Origin of the sequence: Shouchella miscanthi (assembly GCF_007725405.1) — a bacterium.
Lineage (GTDB): Bacteria > Bacillota > Bacilli > Bacillales > Bacillaceae_D > Shouchella > Shouchella hunanensis.
In genome coordinates this window covers 2,498,695-2,517,491 of record NZ_CP042163.1, presented here as the reverse complement: position 1 = coordinate 2,517,491, position 18,797 = coordinate 2,498,695, and the positions used below count along the sequence as shown (strand labels likewise).

The following is an 18,797-nucleotide window of genomic DNA, read 5'->3' as shown; positions in this document are numbered from 1 at the left end:
CCGATCTGATCCCTTCGAGTACCTCACTATGTTGCATCATCACAATATCTATCCACTTACAATTAATGATCCACATTATCCTTCTCTTCTCGCACACATTTATGATCCTCCTATTTTGTTATACTGTAAAGGGAATCTACAGCTATTAACGATGAAAAAAGTGGCCGTTGTTGGTTCTCGTACTCCAACGCTTTACGGTAAACAAGTAGTCAAAAAACTGTCGACTGTCTTAGTAGAAACAAATAGTGCGATTGTAAGTGGTCTTGCTAGAGGAGTAGATACAGAAGCTCACCTAAGTGCCATTAAGACAGGCGGCTGTACCATTGCAGTTACCGCTGCAGGTTTTTCCCATCCCTACCCACCTGAAAATCAAACATTTTTACAAAATACCTCTGCACAATCATTGCTCGTTGTAAGTGAATACCCTCCCCACGTGAAGCCACAAAAATGGCACTTTCCAACACGAAACCGAATCATTAGTGGCTTGTCCTATGCCACTATTATTATAGAAGCAAAGCGAAAAAGCGGTTCCCTTATTACAGCTGATCTAGCTCTGGAACAAGGTCGAGAAGTATTTGCGGTGCCGGGTTCTATTTTTGCGCCAGAATCAGAAGGAACGAACTGGCTAATTAGTCAGGGGGCTTACTGTCTATACAATGAAAATGCTTTATTTGAATACATGCCAAACTTTATGTCGAATTCCATCGAACGAAAGCGATTTTCCTAATTAAGTGAAGTTCGGTTTGACAAACGGGGAAAGTCTGTTTAATAATGAGGAAGATTTAATTCATAAATAGAGAAACTAAGATGAGGGAGCTGCTTTACATGTCCGATTATTTAGTAATCGTGGAATCTCCCGCTAAAGCCAAAACCATTGGTAAGTATTTAGGTAAGAAGTATGTCGTTAAAGCTTCTATGGGTCACGTGAGAGATTTGCCTAAAAGCCAAATGGGCGTTAGTGTAGAAGAAAATTATGAGCCTCGGTATATTACAATACGTGGTAAAGGACCAGTGTTAAAAGAATTAAAGACTGCAGCAAAAAAAGCGAAGCGCATTTATCTTGCGGCTGACCCGGATCGTGAAGGGGAAGCAATTGCGTGGCATTTAGCCCATAGTCTTAATATTGATGAGCACTCAGACTGTCGTGTTGTTTTTAATGAGATTACGAAAAATGCTATTAAAGATGCTTTTAAACAGCCGAGACCGATTAATATGGATCTCGTTGATGCACAACAAGCAAGACGTATTCTTGACCGACTAGTGGGTTATAACATTTCACCGTTATTATGGAAGAAAGTAAAAAAAGGACTAAGCGCAGGACGTGTTCAATCTGTCGCTGTCAAATTAATAACAGACCGAGAAAAAGAAATTCAATCTTTTGTGCCAGAAGAGTATTGGAGTATTCAAGGACAATTTTCTTATGGGCAAGAACAATTTGAAGCCCGATTCCACAGTATAAACGGAAACAAAGAGACACTTTCTACCGAAGAAGACGTTAATCATGTTCTCGGCACATTGAGTGGAGCCAATTTTCGTATCGCTGAAGTGAAAAAACGTGAGCGCAAACGAAATCCTGTTGCACCGTTTACAACCTCTTCCTTACAGCAAGAAGCTGCTCGTAAGCTGAATTTTAGAGCAAAGAAAACCATGCTTATTGCCCAGCAGCTTTATGAAGGGATTGATTTAGGAAAGCAAGGAACGGTTGGTCTCATTACCTATATGCGAACAGACTCTACAAGAATTTCTGATACTGCAAAACAAGAGACGTTTGAGTACATTCAGAAAAATTATGGCGAAGAGTATACGAAAAAAGAAGTGCAAAAGCAAAAGCAAGATAAGAAAACCCAGGATGCGCACGAAGCGATTCGCCCAACGTCTGTGATGTATGAGCCTAAGCAAATGAAGGAATATTTGTCTCGAGATCAGTTACGCTTATATCGCTTAGTATGGGAACGCCTTGTTGCAAGTGAAATGGCACCTGCTGTAATGGATACAATGACCGTAGATTTAGAAAATAATGGTGTTATTTTTCGTGCAAACGGCTCAAAGCTAAAATTTCCAGGTTTCATGAAAGTGTATATTGAAGGAAATGACGATAACAAAAAAGAAGAAGATCGTCTTCTTCCTGACTTGCAAGAAAGTGAAATCGTTGAAAAACAAGAGCTTAATCCAAATCAACACTTTACCCAGCCACCTCCGCGTTATACGGAAGCACGACTCGTAAAAACGTTAGAAGAACTTGGTATTGGACGCCCATCAACGTATGCACCTACCCTTGATACCATCCAGCGTCGAGGCTACGTTGCACTTGATGAAAAGCGCTTTGTACCAACGGAGTTAGGGGAAATTGTATTAGATTTAATCGTTGAGTTTTTCCCAGAGATTTTGGATGTTGAATTTACGGCGAAAATGGAAGAAGATCTGGATAGTATTGAAGACGGACGAGATAATTGGATTGAGATTATCGATCAATTTTATAAAAGCTTTGAGAAGCGACTCGAAGTAGCAGAAGAAGAAATGGAAGAAGTTGAAATTAAAGACGAGCCAGCAGGGGAAGATTGCGAGAAGTGTGGCCATGAAATGGTTTATAAAATGGGGCGCTATGGTAAATTTATGGCTTGTTCTAATTTTCCTGATTGCCGAAACACGAAAGCCATTGTAAAAGACATCGGTGTAAAATGTCCGACATGTAAGGAAGGCAATATTGTCGAACGAAAAAGTAAAAAACGCCGCATTTTTTATGGGTGTGATCGCTATCCAGAGTGTGAATTTGTGTCATGGGATAAGCCAATTGCCCGTCCTTGTCCGAAGTGTGAAAACCTTTTAGTTGAAAAGAAATCGAAAAAAGGTGTATTCGTCGCATGTACTTCATGTGATTATGAGGAAGAAAAACAGTAAAATGTCGAAATTCATCGTTTTATAGTAGCTATTAGTTGAAATTAATGACTAAAGAGACTATGATATGAGTACGATCACAAAAGAAGCCTTCACTCTGCCGAAGAGTGGAGGCGTTTCTATGAACGAATGCCGGTTCATCTATACAGGCACAGCCGAAGAGAGAAGATGGAAAATAGAACGTACATACTGTAAAGAACGTTCACTAGTTATTGAATTAAAGGGGAATGAACATGACAGAGCGAAAAGAAATACACGTAGTTGGCGCTGGTCTGGCAGGGAGTGAAGCGGCGTGGCAAATTGCTCAACGTGGTGGTAAAGTAAGGTTGTACGAAATGAGACCTGTAAAGCAAACGCCTGCGCATCATACCGATAAATTCGCAGAGCTCGTATGTAGCAATTCGTTAAGAGGGAATTCGCTTGCAAATGCCGTCGGTGTTTTAAAAGAAGAAATGCGTCAATTGGATTCAGTTATTATTAAAGCTGCTGATGAAGCTGCTGTTCCTGCTGGTGGAGCGCTAGCTGTTGATCGTCATGATTTTGCAGCGAAAGTAACAAACTATGTCAAGGAGCACCCAAATGTAACCGTTGTTAATGAAGAGTTAACAACAATTCCAGATGGACCAACTATCATTGCAACTGGCCCTTTAACATCTAAAGCATTATCTGAGCAACTACAATCCCTAACAGGGGAAGAATCACTTTATTTCTATGATGCGGCTGCACCTATTATCGATGCTGAAACAATTGACCGAGACAAAGTGTATTTAAAAAGCCGTTATGATAAAGGTGAAGCTGCTTACTTGAATTGTCCAATGACCGAAGAAGAGTTTGACCGATTTTATGAAGCGCTTATTGCGGCAGAAACCGTACCGTTAAAAGAGTTCGAAAAAGAAATTTTCTTTGAAGGTTGTATGCCGATTGAAGTAATGGCTGGAAGAGGAAGGAAAACGATGCTCTTTGGTCCATTAAAGCCAGTAGGTTTAGATGATCCGAAAACAGGGAAGCGACCTTATGCAGTCGTTCAACTAAGACAAGATAATACATCTGGTACTCTTTATAATATGGTTGGATTTCAAACTCATTTGAAGTGGGGACCGCAAAAAGAAGTCATTCGAATGATTCCAGGTCTAGAAAATGCAGATATTGTTCGCTATGGCGTGATGCATCGTAATACATTTTTGAATTCGCCAAAGCTGTTGCGTCCGACTTATCAAACTCATATGCGTGACGATTTGTTCTTCGCTGGTCAAATTACAGGTGTTGAAGGGTATGTAGAATCAGCTGCTGCAGGTTTAACGGCTGGTATTAATGCGTACAAGCAAAGTGTTGGCGAAAAACTAGTTCCTTTCCCGGAGGAAACGATGATTGGTAGTATGGCTGCGTACATTACAACAGCGAACCCGGACAACTTTCAACCGATGAATGCGAACTTTGGTCTTGTTCCACCGATGAATGTTCGGATAAAAGACAAAAAAGAACGTTACGAAGCGTTAGCTCAACGAGCATTAGGGTCAATTCAGAATTTTATGAAAGATATGTGACTTTTGTTGCCTCTTGATCTGCAAATGTGTTAAAATTTATAAGTTCTAAGAAGGAGGACAAAGTGGTGGAGTCCAAGGAAGCGCAATGGCTGAGTTGGTTTGTTCGATATTTAGAAGTAGAAAAAAATTGTTCTGCATGGACAGTTACTCACTATTCGAAAGATATTGAACAGTTATTTACCTATTTGTCTACACATACGACTAAACATCTAGAAGAACTTGTTCATCAAGATGTTCGTTATTTCGTTAGTCACCTTGTTGATGAAGGCTATTCAAAACGTACGATTGCCCGCAAACTATCATCGTTGCGTAGCTTCGGGAAATTTTTAGAAAGAGAAGAATTTCTTACGATCAATCCTTTTTTACATGCGTATTCTCCTAAACAGGATAAGAAGCTACCTCGCTTCTTATACGAAGAGGAAATGGATCATTGGTTAGGGTTGCTACCAACAAATACTCCTTATGATAGGCGTGATAAAGCAATTATCGAATTGCTCTATGCTACGGGCATTCGCGTGTCAGAATGTAGTTTGTTACACCTTGAACAAGTTCATTGGCAAAGCGGAACGGTTCGAGTGTTCGGGAAAGGCCGGCGTGAGCGCTATGTTCCTTTTGGAAAAAAAGCTGAAGCGGCTTTGCATGATTATTTACAAGAAGCGAGACCGAAATTGTTAAAAGAAGGCGTGCAATCAACCGCGTTGTTTCTTAATAATAGAGGGAACCAATTAAGTGATCGAAGCATTCGGAAGATTGTGGAAAAAAAGATTCAACAAACAGCTGTACAAAAAAAAATAAGTCCCCATGCGATTCGGCATTCCTTTGCTACACACTTGTTAAATGGCGGGGCGGACTTACGAACCGTACAAGAGTTGTTGGGTCATCAGTCGTTAAAAACCACACAAATATACACGCATGTAAGTAAAGAGCGTTTGTATACAGTCTATAAAAATGCTCATCCGAGAGCCTAGTGCGAAAAAAGGAGCGCTTAACAATGGAATCTTTTCACGCAACAACGATTTTTGCTGTTTCTCATAAAGGGCAATTTGCGATGTCTGGCGATGGTCAAGTGACGCTTGGGAATGCTGTTGTTATGAAGCATACTGCCCGAAAAGTGAGAAAACTTTTTAAGGGCAACGTGATTGCAGGTTTTGCTGGTTCTGTTGCAGACGCATTTACATTGTTTGAAAAGTTTGAAGCAAAGCTTGAAGAGTACAACGGTAATTTGCAGCGTGCTTCTGTAGAGCTTGCAAAAGAATGGCGAAGTGATCGAGTTCTTAGAAAGCTTGAAGCAATGCTAATCGTAATGGATAAAAGCGATCTTCTGCTAGTTTCTGGAACTGGAGAAGTGATTCAACCAGATGATGGTATTCTAGCAATTGGTTCCGGTGGAAACTATGCTTTAAGTGCGGGACGGGCTTTAAAGACGTTTGCTCCGCAACTATCGGCAAAAGAAATTGCAGAAGCAGCATTAAAGACAGCGGCGGAAATTTGTGTGTATACCAATGATCAAATTATTGTTGAAGAGCTTTAAATCTTAATCATGACAAAGGAGTGCGCGCAGTAGATGACTAGTTCACTAACACCGAGTCAAATTGTGGAACGGCTGAATCAATATATTGTAGGTCAACAAGGCGCTAAGCGTTCTGTTGCTATTGCTTTAAGGAATCGCTATCGTCGGACTCTTTTAGATCAAGATATGAGAGATGAGATTACACCGAAAAACATCTTAATGATTGGTCCTACAGGAGTTGGAAAAACAGAAATTGCTAGGAGACTGGCAAAGCTTGTTGGTGCACCCTTCATTAAAGTTGAAGCGACAAAGTTTACTGAAGTTGGTTATGTAGGACGAGATGTCGAATCCATGGTACGTGACTTAGTTGAGTCTAGCGTCCGGCTTGTTAAAGAAGAGCGAGTTGGCCTCGTTCGTGAACAAGCAAAAGAATTAGCTGATAAGAAGTTAATCAATCTTCTTGTTCCATCTTTGAAGAAAGAAAACAATTATAAAAATCCGTTTGAGATGCTGTTTCAATCTCCAGGGGATGAAGAAGATGAAGATGAGAGCAAGAAGGAAGAAGAAGATGTAAATCGTGCAAACTTGAAAAAGAAAATGTACGATAAACTTGTAAATGGCGAACTAGAAGATCGAGTCGTAACCATTGAAGTTTCTGAACAATCGCAAGGCTTCATGGATTTGTTTCAAGGTGGAGCTGGCATGGAGCAAATGGGCATGAATATGCAAGAAATGCTCGGGAATATGGTTCCAAAGAAAAAGAAAAAAAGACGTATGTCTGTTGCTGATGCGCGGGTCGTTTTAACAGAAGAGGAAGCGCAAAAGCTAATTGATATGGATGATGTGACGCAAGAAGCCATTAAACGTGCCGAACAAGTAGGCATGATATTCATAGATGAGATCGATAAAGTAGCGGGAAAGAATGATCAAGGGGCAAATGTATCACGAGAAGGTGTACAGCGTGACATTTTACCAATTGTAGAAGGGTCAACAGTTGTGACTAAATATGGAGCTGTGAAAACAGACCACATTTTGTTTATTGCAGCAGGGGCATTTCATATGGCTAAACCGTCAGACCTCATTCCTGAACTACAAGGTCGGTTCCCGATACGGGTCGAGCTCGGAAGCTTATCAGTTGATGACTTTGTCCGGATATTAGTTGAACCGGATAATGCGTTAACAAAGCAATATCAAGCTCTTTTGCAAACGGAAGGTATAGAAATTCATTTTTCAGACAAAGCTGTTCATAAGATTGCGACGATTGCAAGTCAAGTAAATCAAGAAACAGAAAACATTGGCGCAAGAAGATTGCACACGCTTTTAGAAAAATTGCTAGAAGATCTATCGTTTGAAGCACCGAACATCAACATGGAGCAACTGGAGATTACAGAGCAGTACGTTGAAGAAAAACTCGGAACAATTGCAAAGAATCAAGATTTAAGTCAATTCATATTATAGACATTTAAGGAGAGAATCGTAATGGATTTATTAACAAGAACAAGGAAAATTAACGAAATGCTACAAAAGACAAGTGGTCAGCACGTAAACTTTAGAGAGATGGCGATCACATTGCGAGAAGCAATTGGATCAAATGTCTTTGTTGTAAGTAGAAGAGGAAAGCTTCTTGGATTTTCAATTGAAGAAGAAATTGAAAATGATCGCATGAAAAAAATGTTAGATGATCGTCAATTTCCAGAAGAGTATACAGAAGGTCTTTTCAAAATTGAAGAAACTTCTGCAAATATTGAAGTGGACAGTGAATACACAGCGTTCCCTGTTGAAAATCGCGACATTTTTAAAAATGGCTTAACAACGATTGTACCAATTAAAGGTGGCGGCCAACGTCTAGGTTCTCTTATTCTTTCAAGATTAGAAAATCATTTCAGTGACGATGATTTAATTTTAGCTGAGTACGGTGCTACAGTAGTAGGTATGGAAATCCTTCATGAAAAGACGCAAGAAATTGAAGAGGAAGCAAGAAGTAAAGCGGTTGTACAAATGGCTATTAGTTCATTGTCTTACAGTGAGCTTGAAGCGGTTGAGCATATTTTTGAAGAGCTTGATGGCAGAGAAGGCTTACTTGTAGCAAGCAAGATTGCTGACCGTGTTGGTATTACACGTTCTGTAATCGTAAATGCGCTTCGTAAGTTAGAAAGTGCTGGTGTTATTGAATCACGTTCTTTAGGTATGAAAGGAACGTATATTAAAGTATTAAATGATAAGTTCTTAGTTGAATTAGATCGTTTAAAAGAAAACTAAATCGTTAAAGTTGAAGTGCTACAATCGTATGATTGTAGCACTTTTTTTGATGCGAGTAGAAGAGGCTGGAAAATAAGACCTATTTCCATTCGGATAGTACAATTTCCATTATTTTAGCAGAGTTAGAAAATTTTATATAGGTTTTTAGATGTGTACATTCATTTATTTATAGGCATTTAGTTTTATTAAAACTTTTTATGTTTAGTTCTTTTTGCTCAAAATCAAAAAAAAACTAAAAGTGCTTAGACAAAAGATAAAATAACTAGTAAAATTTTATCATATGTAAAGCAACTGGAAAAATATGCTTATTTTAAAAGTTGTAGGTCTTTTTTAACGTGATTGGAGGGTATGATGTTTACGACACAATCGATTTCGGTTTTAGAAGAAGCGCTTCACTTTGCGGCTAATCAGCAGAAAGTCATCTCGTCTAATATCGCTAATGTTGATACGCCAGATTACAAAGAGAAGTCAGTTTCATTTCAAAATGTCCTACAAACGGCTCAGTCAAATTCTAATGAGTTTCAAGCGAAACAAACAAACGAACGACACTTGGCCTTTCCACTGCCACACTCTCATTCACTGGGATTACAAGAGCGAGTGCAACAGTATAATCACAATGGCAATAGTGTTGATATTGATAAACAGATGAGTAAGATGGCTGAAAATCAACTTTACCATCAGGCGCTTGTAGATCGGATATCTAGTAATTTCCAATCATTAGAAACTGCTATTAAAGGAAGTAGATAGGAGGCAACAAGATGTTCGATAGTATGAATGTATCAAGTTCTGCTTTAACGATGCAGCGTTTAAGAATGGACGTGGCATCAAGTAACATTGCCAATGCAGATACGACGAGAGCAGAACTCGTTAATGGGGAGTGGCAACCATACCAACGAAAAATGGTTGTACAACAATCCCAATCGTTTTCAAGTCATTTAAATCGAGCTAAAGAACAATTGAATGAAGGGGTAGTGGCAACGGGCATTGTTAATGACCAAACGCCTTCAAGTCTTATTTATGATCCTACTCATCCAGATGCGAACGATTTAGGATATGTGGCAAAACCGAATGTTGATATTGCCCGTGAGATGGTGGATATGACAAGTGCTACTCGCTCTTATGAGGCGAATGTCACGGCTCTCCAAGCAAGTAAAAATATGCTGATGAAGTCATTAGAAATCGGGAGGTAAGCTAATTCCATGCACATCCATTCCATGCAATCCCCTTTCCAATTAGGAATCGATCAAGGAACGACTACTAAGCAAAGCGTGTCTACGAATCAATCGTTTCAACAAGTACTGACAGATGCTTTATCAAAAGTAAATGAAGCACAATTGCAATCTTCCGCTGCCACTCAAGCGATGGCGAGAAAAGAGCCGATTGACCTTCATGAAGTAATGATTGCGGCAAATAAAGCATCGGTTGCTTTACAAGGTACGTTGGAAGTAAGGAATAAAGTAATAGAAGCCTATCAAGAAATGATGCGCATGCAAGTATAATGAAACTCTATGTGGAGGCGTCATGAACGAAAAAGTAACGAACATAGCAAATAAGGCAAAGCTTCAATGGAATGAGCGAACAAAAATACAGAAAGTGTTACTTGTGGCAAGTGTATTCGTCCTAATGCTACTTATTGCCGCGCTTATTGCGCTCAGCTTTCGTACAAATTATGCACCTTTATACAGCAATTTATCGCTAGCAGAGGCTGGTCAAATTCAAGAAGTACTTGAAAGCAGAGGGGTTACAACGGAAGTAGCAAATGATGGTACAACCATCCTCGTTCCGGAGCGAGAAGTGGACCGTTTAAAAGTTGATTTAGCAGCCGAAGGATTACCGCAAAGCGGAAGCATTGATTATAGTTTCTTTCAAGAGCAAATGGGATTTGGGATGACGGATAATGAATTCACCGTCATTGAACGCTCTCTCATGCAGACAGAGTTAGCAGGGTTAATAAGCAGCATATCAGGTGTACAAAATGCCAATGTTGTTATTACGTTGGCGGAAGACAGCGTTTGGTTAAATTCAGGTCAAGAATCAGCTACAGCCGCTGTTGTATTGGATTTAGCTCCGGGTACAACCCTCGATCAAACTCAAGTAAAAGCACTCTATCACTTAATAGCAAGAAGCGTACCGAATCTACCAGTAGAAAATATCGTTTTATCTGATTCAAATTTTATGAGTTATACATATCAAGAAGAAGATTCATCATACGCAGCTGGTTCCTTTGAATCTCAAAGAGAAATTAAACAACAAATTGAAGCAGATTTAGAGCAAACCATTATGCAACTTCTTCATGCCGTTGTTGGACCAAATAATGCCATTGTCTCTGTCACAACAGATATTGATTTTACCCAGGAACAGCGAACGGAAGACTTAGTTGAGCCTATTAATGAAGAGGACATGGAAGGGTTAGCGGTTAGTGCAGAACGTATTACCGAATTTTATGAAGGTACAGGAGCTGGTGAAGGTGGCGTAGCTGGTACTGGTGATGAAATTCCAAATTACACTGGAACGGTTGCTGGAGGAGACAGTGAGTCAGAACGTACTGAAGAACGCATTAATTATGAATTTAACCGAATCCATAAAGAAATTATTGAAAGCCCCTATCGGATTCGAGATGTAAGCATACAGGCTATGGTTAATCCGCCAGAAGGAATGATGCAGCTTCCGGCTCAGCAAATGGACAATCTATCAGCAATGCTCAATACAATTGTTGAGACAACGATCCCAGCAACGGTAGAAGAGGCTCCAGCAGCAACGAATCGAGTCTCCATCTCGTCTGTTCCGTTCGCTGAATCGGCCCAAATCGAAAATGAGCAACCTGCACAAGGCATTCCGATGTGGATGATCATTGCAGCTGTAGCGTTACTTCTGTTTATCGTCTTGCTTATTGTTCTTTTAATTCGGACTCGTAAACAAGCAGATACAATAGCGATAGAAGATCAGAGCACCCATTTAGATATAGAAGAAGATGAGCCCATCCGCTTTACTGAAAAAGAAGAGAAAGAAGAGAAAAAGCAACTGAAAGAGTTGAATCAATTAGCGAATCAAAACCCAGAAGAATTTTCTAAATTACTTAGAACGTGGTTGTCTGAGGATTAGTAAAGGAGTGTGATCGCTTGGCTATCGTACAATTAACTGGGAAACAAAAAGCGGCAGTATTGTTAATTTCGCTTGGCCCAGATTCAGCTGCACAAGTATACAAGCATTTATCGGAAGAAGAAATTGAATTGTTGTCACTTGAAATATCTGCAGTTCGAAAAATTGATAAAGAGACGCAAGCGAATGTGCTAGATGAATTTAAAGCCATTGTTGATGCGAGAGAATATTTGTCGCAAGGGGGCATTGGTTATGCCCGATCTGTTTTAGAAAAAGCGTTAGGTGAAGAAGAAGCTGCTTCTGTTATTGACCGTTTGGCAGCAACCATTCAAGTCCGTCCGTTTGATTTTGCAAGAAAACTGGATCCATCGCAAATCTTGAATTTTATACAGCATGAGCATCCTCAAACAATTGCTGTTGTCCTATCGTATATTCCATCAAAGCAAGCTGGTCAAATTATTTCATCTTTACCCGAAATGATTCAAACCGATGTAGCGCGAAGAATTGCCATGATGGATCGCTCTTCACCAGAAGTGATCTCGCAAGTAGAGAAAGTATTAGAAGAAAAATTATCACAAACGATTACCCAAGACTATACAGAGGCTGGCGGGATCGAAGCCGTTGTAGAGGTGTTAAACGGAGTCGACCGATCCACAGAACGAACGATCCTTGATGGATTGTATATCCAAGATCCAGAGCTAGCAGAAGAAATTAAGAAACGAATGTTTGTGTTCGAGGATATTGTCACTCTTGAAAAGAGAGCTATTCAGCGTGTTATTCGAGACGTACAAAACGATGATTTACAGTTGGCCTTAAAAGTAGCGAGTGATGATGTGAAAGAATCGATCTTTTCAAATATGTCACAGCGTATGGCTGAGGCGTTTAGAGATGAAATGGAATATATGGGTCCAGTTCGTTTACGAGATGTAGAAGAAGCCCAGTCTAGAATTGTTGCGAAAATTCGTGACCTTGAAGATATGGGTGAAATCGTTTTAGCGCGAACGAATGGAGAGGACATCCTTGTCTAACGTTATTCGTGTAAGCACAGAGTTGTCTAAAAAACGAGCCATTGGTATCCAGCAAATAGAACAGAACCTTCCATCTGAAATTGAATCTAAGTCTGACATAGAAGTAGTTAAGACGTTGGACGATGACAGCAAGCAACTTGTCGCTCAAGCGAACCGAGAAGCTGAGGCTATTCTAATGGAAGCAAGAGCACGCGCTCAACAGATTGATGTAGAACTAGCGGAACGAGCAACCCAATTGGAACAACAATGGGAAGAACGTAAGCTACAAGCACAATCAGAAGGATATGAAACCGGTTTTAACGCCGGCGAATCTCAGGCGCTGTCGATTTATGAAGGGAAGTTAACAGAAGCACGTCATTTATTGGAGCAAGCTCAAGACGAAGTGGAGCAATCGATTGAAAGAAATGAACCGTTTTTAATTGAGCTGGCTCTTTCCATCGTAAGGCGTGTGTTAAAAAGTGAGTTAGAACATGAGAATACGCTTGCTACAATGCTCGCCCAAATTTTGCAAGAAGTGAAAGATATGGAATTAATTAAAGTGTATGTACACCCTTCATGGTATAAAAAGCTTGTTGATTCGAAAGCAGAGCTTCAGCAACAGCTACCAGCATGCCAAGATTTTAGAATTATTCCAGACGCTCAAAGGAATGAAACAGAATGTGTCATTGTTACGAATGCAGGGCGGCTTGATGCTTCTTTAGATACACAGCTACTTGAATTAAAACAACAACTAATGCGCGTGATAGGAAAAGACTATGTGGAAACAACTAATTGATCAAGTCGAGGCGAGCACACTTTATAAATGGTACGGACAAGTGAAGAAAGTGACGGGACTAACGATTGAATCGTCAGGACCTCGATCGTTTATCGGAGAGCTCTGTTATATATGGACAGGTCAAGATAAAAAAAAGAAGATTCGTGCAGAAGTTGTTGGCTTTGACCACGACCGTGTATTGCTCATGCCTCTTGATCGCATCGATCATATAGAATTAGGTAGCTTAGTGGAAACAACAAAACAATCCTTAATGATTCCAGTGGGACCTGCATTGATTGGGAAATTAGTAGACGGTGTCGGTACACCATTTGACCTCGCTGATGGGCACATAGATTCTTTTGATAGGTTTTATCCAGCTGACAGTGAGCCGCCTCCACCAATGACTCGACCTCGAATTAGTGAAACAATGAGCGTTGGGGTGAAAGCTATTGATAGTATGCTCACGATGGGGAAAGGGCAACGCGTTGGAATTTTTGCTGGAAGTGGCGTCGGTAAAAGTACGTTGATGTCAATGATTGCAAAACAGTCGGATGCAGATGTGAACGTTATTGCTCTTATCGGTGAGAGGGGCAGGGAAGTAAGGGATTTTATTGAAAGAGATCTTGGCCCAGAAGGATTACAGAAATCTGTACTGATTGTCGTAACCTCTGATCAACCCCCTTTACAGCGAGTAAAAGGGGCTTTAACCGCAACCGCTATCGCAGAATATTTCCGTGATCAAGGTCTGGCGGTTAACTTAATGATGGACTCTGTTACACGTTTTGCTATGGCCCATCGAGAAATCGGACTAGCGATTGGTGAGCCCCCAACTTCCAAAGGGTATCCACCATCTGTGTTTGCAAAGTTACCGCAATTATTAGAGCGAGCAGGTACGAGTGAAAAAGGGACCATTACCGCATTTTACACTGTCTTAGTTGACGGGGATGACATGAATGAGCCAATTGCAGATGCTGTCCGTGGTATTTTAGATGGGCATTTTATTCTTGATCGAGGTTTGGCAAACAAAGGACAGTTTCCAGCAATTCATTTGTTGAAAAGTGTTAGTCGTTTAATGAGTGAATTAGTAAGCGACGATCATGCTCAAGCCGCAAAAGAAATGAGACGCTGGCTTGCTGATTATGAAGAAACAGAAGATTTAATACAGCTTGGTGCCTATAAGCAGGGTGCGTCGCCGGCAATCGACCGTGCGATTGAAGCGATGCCGCAGCTGTTGCAGTTTTTGTCACAGCGCTCTGGCGAATGTTATGATTTCTCGTCTACATTCGCCGAAATGATGCACTTAGTGAAAGGAGTAAAGAAAGAATAATGACATTTTCATTTTCTCTTCAACAAGTAATGGATGTGAAGAAACATGATCAAATCCAAGCAAAAAAACAAGTCGACTTGGCACGAGCTTCTTTCGAACGTACGGCAACGTCTTTATATGAACGATTGAAAGAGAAAGAAACGCTTGAGAAATCAGTTCATTCAAATCAAGCTGTAGGAATGAAAGTGAGTGAGTGTGTACAAATGTCGCTTTATCTTTCACAGCTAGAGAAGGCTATTATGAAAATTAAAGAAGAAACAGATCAAGCACGAGTGGAAATGCAGAGACAAGAAGAACGGTATCAATTTACTGCGCGTTCACACAAGCAATTTGAACGGTTAAAAGAAAGACAAGCACAGCAATACGAGCAGGATGAACGGAAACGTGAACAACAGCAAATGGATGAAATAAGTGTAAATCAGTTTAATCGGGCTTTAATTGGATGAAGAAAGACAAGCGGAAACAATCAAAAATGCTTCTCGTCTCTATATTTGTACCGTTCATTCTGCTGCTCATTGTTGGCTATATTTATATAGGTCCATTATTTGGCTTACCAAGCGCAGGATCTCTGTTCCAGGAAAATCGTTCTGATGTGGATCAGGCAGTTGAAGAAACGATAGCAGAGTTGGAACAAGAAATCATACAATTACAAACACAGCTTCGTGAAACAGAAAATGAATTAGCGGTAATGAGTAGTACTTCGCAAGCGTCAGAAGAAGAAACTAGTGTACAGGAAACAGCTACCGTTCCGGAGCAAGTGAATGTGAATACCGAACAGGAGAACCGACTCCGTTCTGTTGTAAATACCTATAAAGAAATGTCATCTAAGCGGGCAGCAGCGATTATCGATGAACTCCCCTTTGAGGAAGCGTTCGCACATGTACAAGCAATGGATGAATCACTAAGAGCTTCAATCATAGGACGTTTACCGGCTGAAAAAGGAGCTGAATTAATAGAACGATTAGCGAATGAGGGTGTCTAAGAAAATGACGCACCAAGCAAATACAGTAATGGAAGGTCGCTCAACCATTGTTGGCTCTACTCTTACGAAAAGAGGCTCTCCAAAGTCTATGGAAACGACTTTATTTTCAACTACAATGGATTTATTCAAGGAACAAGTTTCATGGCAAATGGAAAGGAATCATAAGGAAGAGCAACTAGACGGTGAGCTGATAGTCGCACACGACAATCAATCGCAAACGCCATTACAGGGGAATCATGAAGTGGCAAGTATGCTGTATCTTACAGAAATAATGCCCCAATTAGAGCAAGACGTACCTATAAAAGAAGATAAGCTTGTAGATGAATCGCACATAGTAAATAAGCAAACTTTTTATTCAGCAGAAGTGAGCGAAACGTCCAATCAAATAGGGGAAACAAAGCAAGTCAAAGCATCCGATTTATCTGAAATTCCAATGCCACAGTCGACTCAAAAGCTTCATACTTCTTTGAGAATAGACGATGGGCAGTATGAAGACACGGAGACGCGGCCGGTCATGATTCAATCGGTAGAAGGAACAAGGACTTCTTATGACGGACAACGTAGTGAATCAGTGTTGCTAAATAAAGCGGATGCATCCATGCCGTTTATTGAAAGTGAAGCAACACCATTTGATGGAGCCGTCCCTCGATTGAATGGACGAGTAGTGAATGAGGAAAGGCCTCAAGTTTCTGCTGACATGATCGTACAGGAAGAAGAGTTGCCTTTAAAGCAAGAAAATATAAAGCAACAAGAGATAGAGCCGCAAGACATAGAGCAAGCTTCGTTAAAAAAAGGAACGACAGATGTTGTGAAAATGAGAACGTTAGACGAGAAGCTCTTGCATTCAAATGATGGTCAAGTGGAAGAGGCAAGTGCAGATGATCTCGACCTCCTCAATATGGAGAAGCATGGCTTAACAGAAGAGCATGCGCAAAAAGAGTTATCGCAATCGGGAACGACTCGTCAGCAACATACACATACGGTGACAATCTCTTCAGAACCGACCAAACAAGATGATCGTATGCACGCGGGGGAACGATACGTAGTTGACAAGCAGCCGGTAGGCAAGGTGGTAGCGGAGCCTGTAAAACCACAAGAGTCAAATGACTCGCTATTAACCCGCCAACTTCTGAGAATTATTCGTGCAGCTAAAACAACCTATACAGCTGAGCGACACCAGCAGGTGCTCGTTAAGCTTCACCCTGAGTCTCTTGGAAGAGTAACCATTCAATTTATGCAGCAAGGCCAAGGATTCGTAGTGAAAATTATCGCTGAGCGCCAGACGGCGAAAGAAGCATTAGATCGCTCTCTTAATCAACTTCGTCAGCTTAGTTCCTTACAGGATACAAAAGTCGAAGTGGTGAAGATGGAAGATGATTGGTCTGAGCAAGAAAAGCAGCAAGGGCGTCAAGAGGAAAATGACCAGATGAGAAAACAACGATTGCTAGAGGCGGCTCAAAAGAAAAAAACAACTGATTTTCAAGACTGGATGTCCACTATATTAAGTAGGGGAGTGAATGAGTATGACGCAAATTGATCCAAGTCTAATGCTTTCCTCACAAAAGCAACAAGCGAAGTCACAATCGAATCCTTTAGGTCAAGAAGCTTTTTTAAAACTATTAATCACTCAACTACAGCATCAAGACCCAACAAATCCTATGGAAGATCGAGAATATATTGCGCAATTGGCAACCTTTTCTCAGCTAGAGCAGTTAACTCAGCTAAATGCAACGATGCAATATATGTATTTAGATCAGAAAAGTCAGCAGCTTATGAGTTTAAGTGAATTAATCGGTAAACATGTGACCTGGAAAAATGAAGATAAGGAAGGCAGTGGAGAGGTAACCGCTGTAAAGTATGATAAAAACGGAGAACTAATCGTCGAAATTAATCGTGATGAATGGATTAAAGCAGGTCATTTATTACAAATTACACAGGCTACACAAACAGAAAAGGAGCGATAAGCATGATTCGATCAATGTATTCAGGCATTTCAGGCATGAAAGGGTTTCAAACAAAGTTAGATGTCATCGGAAATAATATCGCCAATGTTAATACGCACGGTTTTAAAAAAGGGCGCGTCATGTTCCAAGATCTAATGAGTCAACAAATGCAATCAGCTCTTGCCCCAGGTGCGAATCAAGGCGGTGTAAATCCGCAGCAAGTAGGTACAGGTTCGACTGTAGGAGCGATTGATACGGTTCATGGCGAGGGTCCTGCGCAATACACGGGTCGTAGCTTAGATTTAATGATGAACGGTGCTGGTTTTTTCGCAGTCCAATCAAATGGAGAAACATACTACACAAGGGCTGGAAACTTCTATATTGATTCAAACAATAACATTGTCAACAGTTCTGGAGCGTATTTACTCAATCAAGCTGGCGAACGAATTGAGGTACCAGAGGATGCAACAGAAGTGACGATTGATTCTGAAGGAACGATAAACTTTGTTGGCTCCGATGCGCCAGGGACAACGTTACAAGTTGCGACTTTTGCAAATCCTGATGGATTAACAAAGGTAGGCGGCAATTTATTTTCAGCAACGGCAGCTTCTGGAGCACCAAACATAACTGATACTAATGGAGCTGGAGAAGTTCAAAGTGGATTTTTAGAAATGTCCAATGTAGATTTAACCGATGAATTTACAGAAATGATCGTGGCACAACGAGGGTTTCAGGCTAATTCCCGAGTGATCACTACATCTGATGAAATATTACAAGAAATTGTTAACTTAAAGAGATAGGAGATAACTATGATTTCGGTTACGCGATTAAACGGGCGTTCCATGCTCTTAAATCTATTATTAATCGAGCAAATTGAAGCGCACCCTGATACGACGATTACACTCGTGAGCGGCAAGAAAATCGTTGTTGCTGATTCAATAGAAACGGTAGGTAAGAACATCAATCAAGCCATGAGAGAGATTGGGCTCGTTGGTTCCTATAAGCAGCAAAGAGTGGATGAAGAATGAGTAAACGTATTATAGGTGTTTTCCTCAGTATTGTTATGGGTGCTGCTCTTCTGGTAGGAGGGCTGTATCTTTTAGGGATAGGTCCATTTCATAATGACACAGAGCAAGCAAATGCTTCTATTGAGAACATTAATAAACGCTCATTTGACACAGAAGAAATTACGACCAATTTAAAAAGCGGTGAATTTATCCGTGCCCAGTTTCGTATTCAGCTTGATGATGCAACCACATTAACGGAACTTGAAGAGCGGGATTTTCAAGTCAAGCATGTGGTCCTGTTAGCATTAGCTGAAACATCAGCAGAAGATTTGTTAGGTGCAGAAGGCATCCAAGAGCTAGAAGAAGAAATGAAGGCGCAATTAAACCAACACCTCGATTCTGGGAGTGTGGAAGCGGTATATACTACGACTAAAGTTGTTCAGTAAAGA

Annotated in this window: 22 protein-coding genes; all 22 read left to right on the top strand. The window is 40.6% G+C overall.

Annotated elements, in window-relative coordinates:
* Positions 1-28: 28 nt before the first annotated feature.
* The 22 genes from dprA (at position 29) to fliL (ending at position 18,794) form a co-directional block, all read left to right on the top strand.
* On the top strand, positions 29-727 hold the full coding sequence (gene dprA / locus FPV17_RS12650) for a DNA-processing protein DprA (protein ID WP_144559178.1): 699 nt from the start codon (positions 29-31) through the stop codon (positions 725-727).
* Positions 728-825: 98 nt separating this feature from the next.
* On the top strand, positions 826-2,898 hold the full coding sequence (topA, locus tag FPV17_RS12645; RefSeq protein WP_035396956.1) for a type I DNA topoisomerase: 2,073 nt from the start codon (positions 826-828) through the stop codon (positions 2,896-2,898).
* 64 nt (positions 2,899-2,962) lie between these two features.
* A complete protein-coding gene (locus FPV17_RS21990) occupies positions 2,963-3,181 on the top strand; it encodes a hypothetical protein (protein WP_148297334.1) in 219 nt (72 codons plus the stop codon).
* Entirely contained in the window at positions 3,129-4,439 is a 1,311-nt protein-coding gene (gene trmFO, locus FPV17_RS12640; RefSeq protein ID WP_144559177.1) for an FADH(2)-oxidizing methylenetetrahydrofolate--tRNA-(uracil(54)-C(5))-methyltransferase TrmFO, read from the top strand. Before FPV17_RS21990 ends, trmFO begins: the two co-directional genes overlap by 53 nt.
* Before the next feature lie 62 nt (positions 4,440-4,501).
* Positions 4,502-5,407 carry a tyrosine recombinase XerC gene (xerC, locus tag FPV17_RS12635; RefSeq protein WP_144559176.1) on the top strand — a complete coding sequence of 302 codons (906 nt, stop codon included), beginning with the start codon at positions 4,502-4,504 and terminating at the stop codon, positions 5,405-5,407.
* 23 nt (positions 5,408-5,430) lie between these two features.
* Positions 5,431-5,970 (top strand): ATP-dependent protease subunit HslV, encoded by a 540-nt coding sequence (hslV, locus tag FPV17_RS12630; RefSeq protein ID WP_035396960.1) that lies wholly within the window; start codon positions 5,431-5,433, stop codon positions 5,968-5,970.
* Positions 5,971-6,003: 33 nt separating this feature from the next.
* Positions 6,004-7,407: an ATP-dependent protease ATPase subunit HslU gene (gene hslU, locus FPV17_RS12625; protein WP_144559175.1), complete on the top strand. Its 1,404-nt coding sequence runs from the start codon at positions 6,004-6,006 to the stop codon at positions 7,405-7,407.
* A 21-nt stretch (positions 7,408-7,428) separates the two neighbouring features.
* Positions 7,429-8,208 (top strand): GTP-sensing pleiotropic transcriptional regulator CodY, encoded by a 780-nt coding sequence (gene codY / locus FPV17_RS12620; RefSeq protein ID WP_144559174.1) that lies wholly within the window; start codon positions 7,429-7,431, stop codon positions 8,206-8,208.
* A gap of 348 nt (positions 8,209-8,556) precedes the next feature.
* Positions 8,557-8,955, top strand: a complete 399-nt coding sequence (flgB, locus tag FPV17_RS12615) for a flagellar basal body rod protein FlgB (protein ID WP_035396961.1) — start codon at positions 8,557-8,559, stop codon at positions 8,953-8,955.
* 11 nt (positions 8,956-8,966) lie between these two features.
* Entirely contained in the window at positions 8,967-9,398 is a 432-nt protein-coding gene (gene flgC, locus FPV17_RS12610) for a flagellar basal body rod protein FlgC (protein ID WP_035396962.1), read from the top strand.
* A gap of 9 nt (positions 9,399-9,407) precedes the next feature.
* A complete protein-coding gene (gene fliE, locus FPV17_RS12605) occupies positions 9,408-9,707 on the top strand; it encodes a flagellar hook-basal body complex protein FliE (RefSeq protein ID WP_060703988.1) in 300 nt (99 codons plus the stop codon).
* A gap of 22 nt (positions 9,708-9,729) precedes the next feature.
* A complete protein-coding gene (gene fliF / locus FPV17_RS12600; RefSeq protein ID WP_060703989.1) occupies positions 9,730-11,310 on the top strand; it encodes a flagellar basal-body MS-ring/collar protein FliF in 1,581 nt (526 codons plus the stop codon).
* 17 nt (positions 11,311-11,327) lie between these two features.
* Entirely contained in the window at positions 11,328-12,335 is a 1,008-nt protein-coding gene (gene fliG / locus FPV17_RS12595) for a flagellar motor switch protein FliG (protein WP_035396968.1), read from the top strand.
* Positions 12,328-13,110 carry a flagellar assembly protein FliH gene (fliH, locus tag FPV17_RS12590; RefSeq protein ID WP_186370619.1) on the top strand — a complete coding sequence of 261 codons (783 nt, stop codon included), beginning with the start codon at positions 12,328-12,330 and terminating at the stop codon, positions 13,108-13,110. Before fliG ends, fliH begins: the two co-directional genes overlap by 8 nt.
* Positions 13,091-14,416: a FliI/YscN family ATPase gene (locus FPV17_RS12585; RefSeq protein WP_060703991.1), complete on the top strand. Its 1,326-nt coding sequence runs from the start codon at positions 13,091-13,093 to the stop codon at positions 14,414-14,416. Before fliH ends, FPV17_RS12585 begins: the two co-directional genes overlap by 20 nt.
* Positions 14,416-14,862 (top strand): flagellar export protein FliJ, encoded by a 447-nt coding sequence (fliJ, locus tag FPV17_RS12580; RefSeq protein ID WP_035399096.1) that lies wholly within the window; start codon positions 14,416-14,418, stop codon positions 14,860-14,862. Before FPV17_RS12585 ends, fliJ begins: the two co-directional genes overlap by 1 nt.
* Positions 14,859-15,398 carry a magnesium transporter MgtE N-terminal domain-containing protein gene (locus FPV17_RS12575; protein ID WP_144559172.1) on the top strand — a complete coding sequence of 180 codons (540 nt, stop codon included), beginning with the start codon at positions 14,859-14,861 and terminating at the stop codon, positions 15,396-15,398. Before fliJ ends, FPV17_RS12575 begins: the two co-directional genes overlap by 4 nt.
* A 4-nt stretch (positions 15,399-15,402) precedes the next feature.
* The gene (locus FPV17_RS12570; protein ID WP_186370618.1) at positions 15,403-16,935 is read left to right on the top strand and encodes a flagellar hook-length control protein FliK; all 1,533 of its coding nucleotides are present in this window, start codon (positions 15,403-15,405) and stop codon (positions 16,933-16,935) included.
* Positions 16,922-17,362 carry a flagellar hook assembly protein FlgD gene (gene flgD, locus FPV17_RS12565; RefSeq protein ID WP_052008311.1) on the top strand — a complete coding sequence of 147 codons (441 nt, stop codon included), beginning with the start codon at positions 16,922-16,924 and terminating at the stop codon, positions 17,360-17,362. Before FPV17_RS12570 ends, flgD begins: the two co-directional genes overlap by 14 nt.
* A gap of 2 nt (positions 17,363-17,364) precedes the next feature.
* Positions 17,365-18,141, top strand: coding sequence for a flagellar basal body rod protein FlgG (flgG, locus tag FPV17_RS12560; RefSeq protein WP_124742214.1), 777 nt, complete (start codon positions 17,365-17,367; stop codon positions 18,139-18,141).
* A gap of 9 nt (positions 18,142-18,150) precedes the next feature.
* Entirely contained in the window at positions 18,151-18,369 is a 219-nt protein-coding gene (locus FPV17_RS12555; protein WP_060703997.1) for a flagellar FlbD family protein, read from the top strand.
* A complete protein-coding gene (gene fliL, locus FPV17_RS12550; protein ID WP_060703998.1) occupies positions 18,366-18,794 on the top strand; it encodes a flagellar basal body-associated protein FliL in 429 nt (142 codons plus the stop codon). The genes FPV17_RS12555 and fliL overlap by 4 nt, the downstream gene beginning before the upstream one ends.
* Positions 18,795-18,797 lie beyond the last annotated feature (3 nt).

What these genes read in the sequence shown, in the direction of transcription:
- fliF (WP_060703989.1), top strand. Translation starts at nt 9,730, where the DNA reads ATGAACGAAAAAGTAACGAACATAGCAAATAAGGCAAAGCTTCAATGG.
- flgD (WP_052008311.1), top strand. Translation starts at nt 16,922, where the DNA reads ATGACGCAAATTGATCCAAGTCTAATGCTTTCCTCACAAAAGCAACAA.
- fliJ (WP_035399096.1), top strand. Translation starts at nt 14,416, where the DNA reads ATGACATTTTCATTTTCTCTTCAACAAGTAATGGATGTGAAGAAACAT.
- FPV17_RS21990 (WP_148297334.1), top strand. Translation starts at nt 2,963, where the DNA reads ATGAGTACGATCACAAAAGAAGCCTTCACTCTGCCGAAGAGTGGAGGC.
- flgB (WP_035396961.1), top strand. Translation starts at nt 8,557, where the DNA reads ATGATGTTTACGACACAATCGATTTCGGTTTTAGAAGAAGCGCTTCAC.
- dprA (WP_144559178.1), top strand. Translation starts at nt 29, where the DNA reads ATGTTGCATCATCACAATATCTATCCACTTACAATTAATGATCCACAT.
- FPV17_RS12585 (WP_060703991.1), top strand. Translation starts at nt 13,091, where the DNA reads ATGTGGAAACAACTAATTGATCAAGTCGAGGCGAGCACACTTTATAAA.
- FPV17_RS12570 (WP_186370618.1), top strand. Translation starts at nt 15,403, where the DNA reads ATGACGCACCAAGCAAATACAGTAATGGAAGGTCGCTCAACCATTGTT.
- topA (WP_035396956.1), top strand. Translation starts at nt 826, where the DNA reads ATGTCCGATTATTTAGTAATCGTGGAATCTCCCGCTAAAGCCAAAACC.
- trmFO (WP_144559177.1), top strand. Translation starts at nt 3,129, where the DNA reads ATGACAGAGCGAAAAGAAATACACGTAGTTGGCGCTGGTCTGGCAGGG.
- flgG (WP_124742214.1), top strand. Translation starts at nt 17,365, where the DNA reads ATGATTCGATCAATGTATTCAGGCATTTCAGGCATGAAAGGGTTTCAA.
- hslV (WP_035396960.1), top strand. Translation starts at nt 5,431, where the DNA reads ATGGAATCTTTTCACGCAACAACGATTTTTGCTGTTTCTCATAAAGGG.
- flgC (WP_035396962.1), top strand. Translation starts at nt 8,967, where the DNA reads ATGTTCGATAGTATGAATGTATCAAGTTCTGCTTTAACGATGCAGCGT.
- fliE (WP_060703988.1), top strand. Translation starts at nt 9,408, where the DNA reads ATGCACATCCATTCCATGCAATCCCCTTTCCAATTAGGAATCGATCAA.
- hslU (WP_144559175.1), top strand. Translation starts at nt 6,004, where the DNA reads ATGACTAGTTCACTAACACCGAGTCAAATTGTGGAACGGCTGAATCAA.
- FPV17_RS12555 (WP_060703997.1), top strand. Translation starts at nt 18,151, where the DNA reads ATGATTTCGGTTACGCGATTAAACGGGCGTTCCATGCTCTTAAATCTA.
- codY (WP_144559174.1), top strand. Translation starts at nt 7,429, where the DNA reads ATGGATTTATTAACAAGAACAAGGAAAATTAACGAAATGCTACAAAAG.
- fliL (WP_060703998.1), top strand. Translation starts at nt 18,366, where the DNA reads ATGAGTAAACGTATTATAGGTGTTTTCCTCAGTATTGTTATGGGTGCT.
- FPV17_RS12575 (WP_144559172.1), top strand. Translation starts at nt 14,859, where the DNA reads ATGAAGAAAGACAAGCGGAAACAATCAAAAATGCTTCTCGTCTCTATA.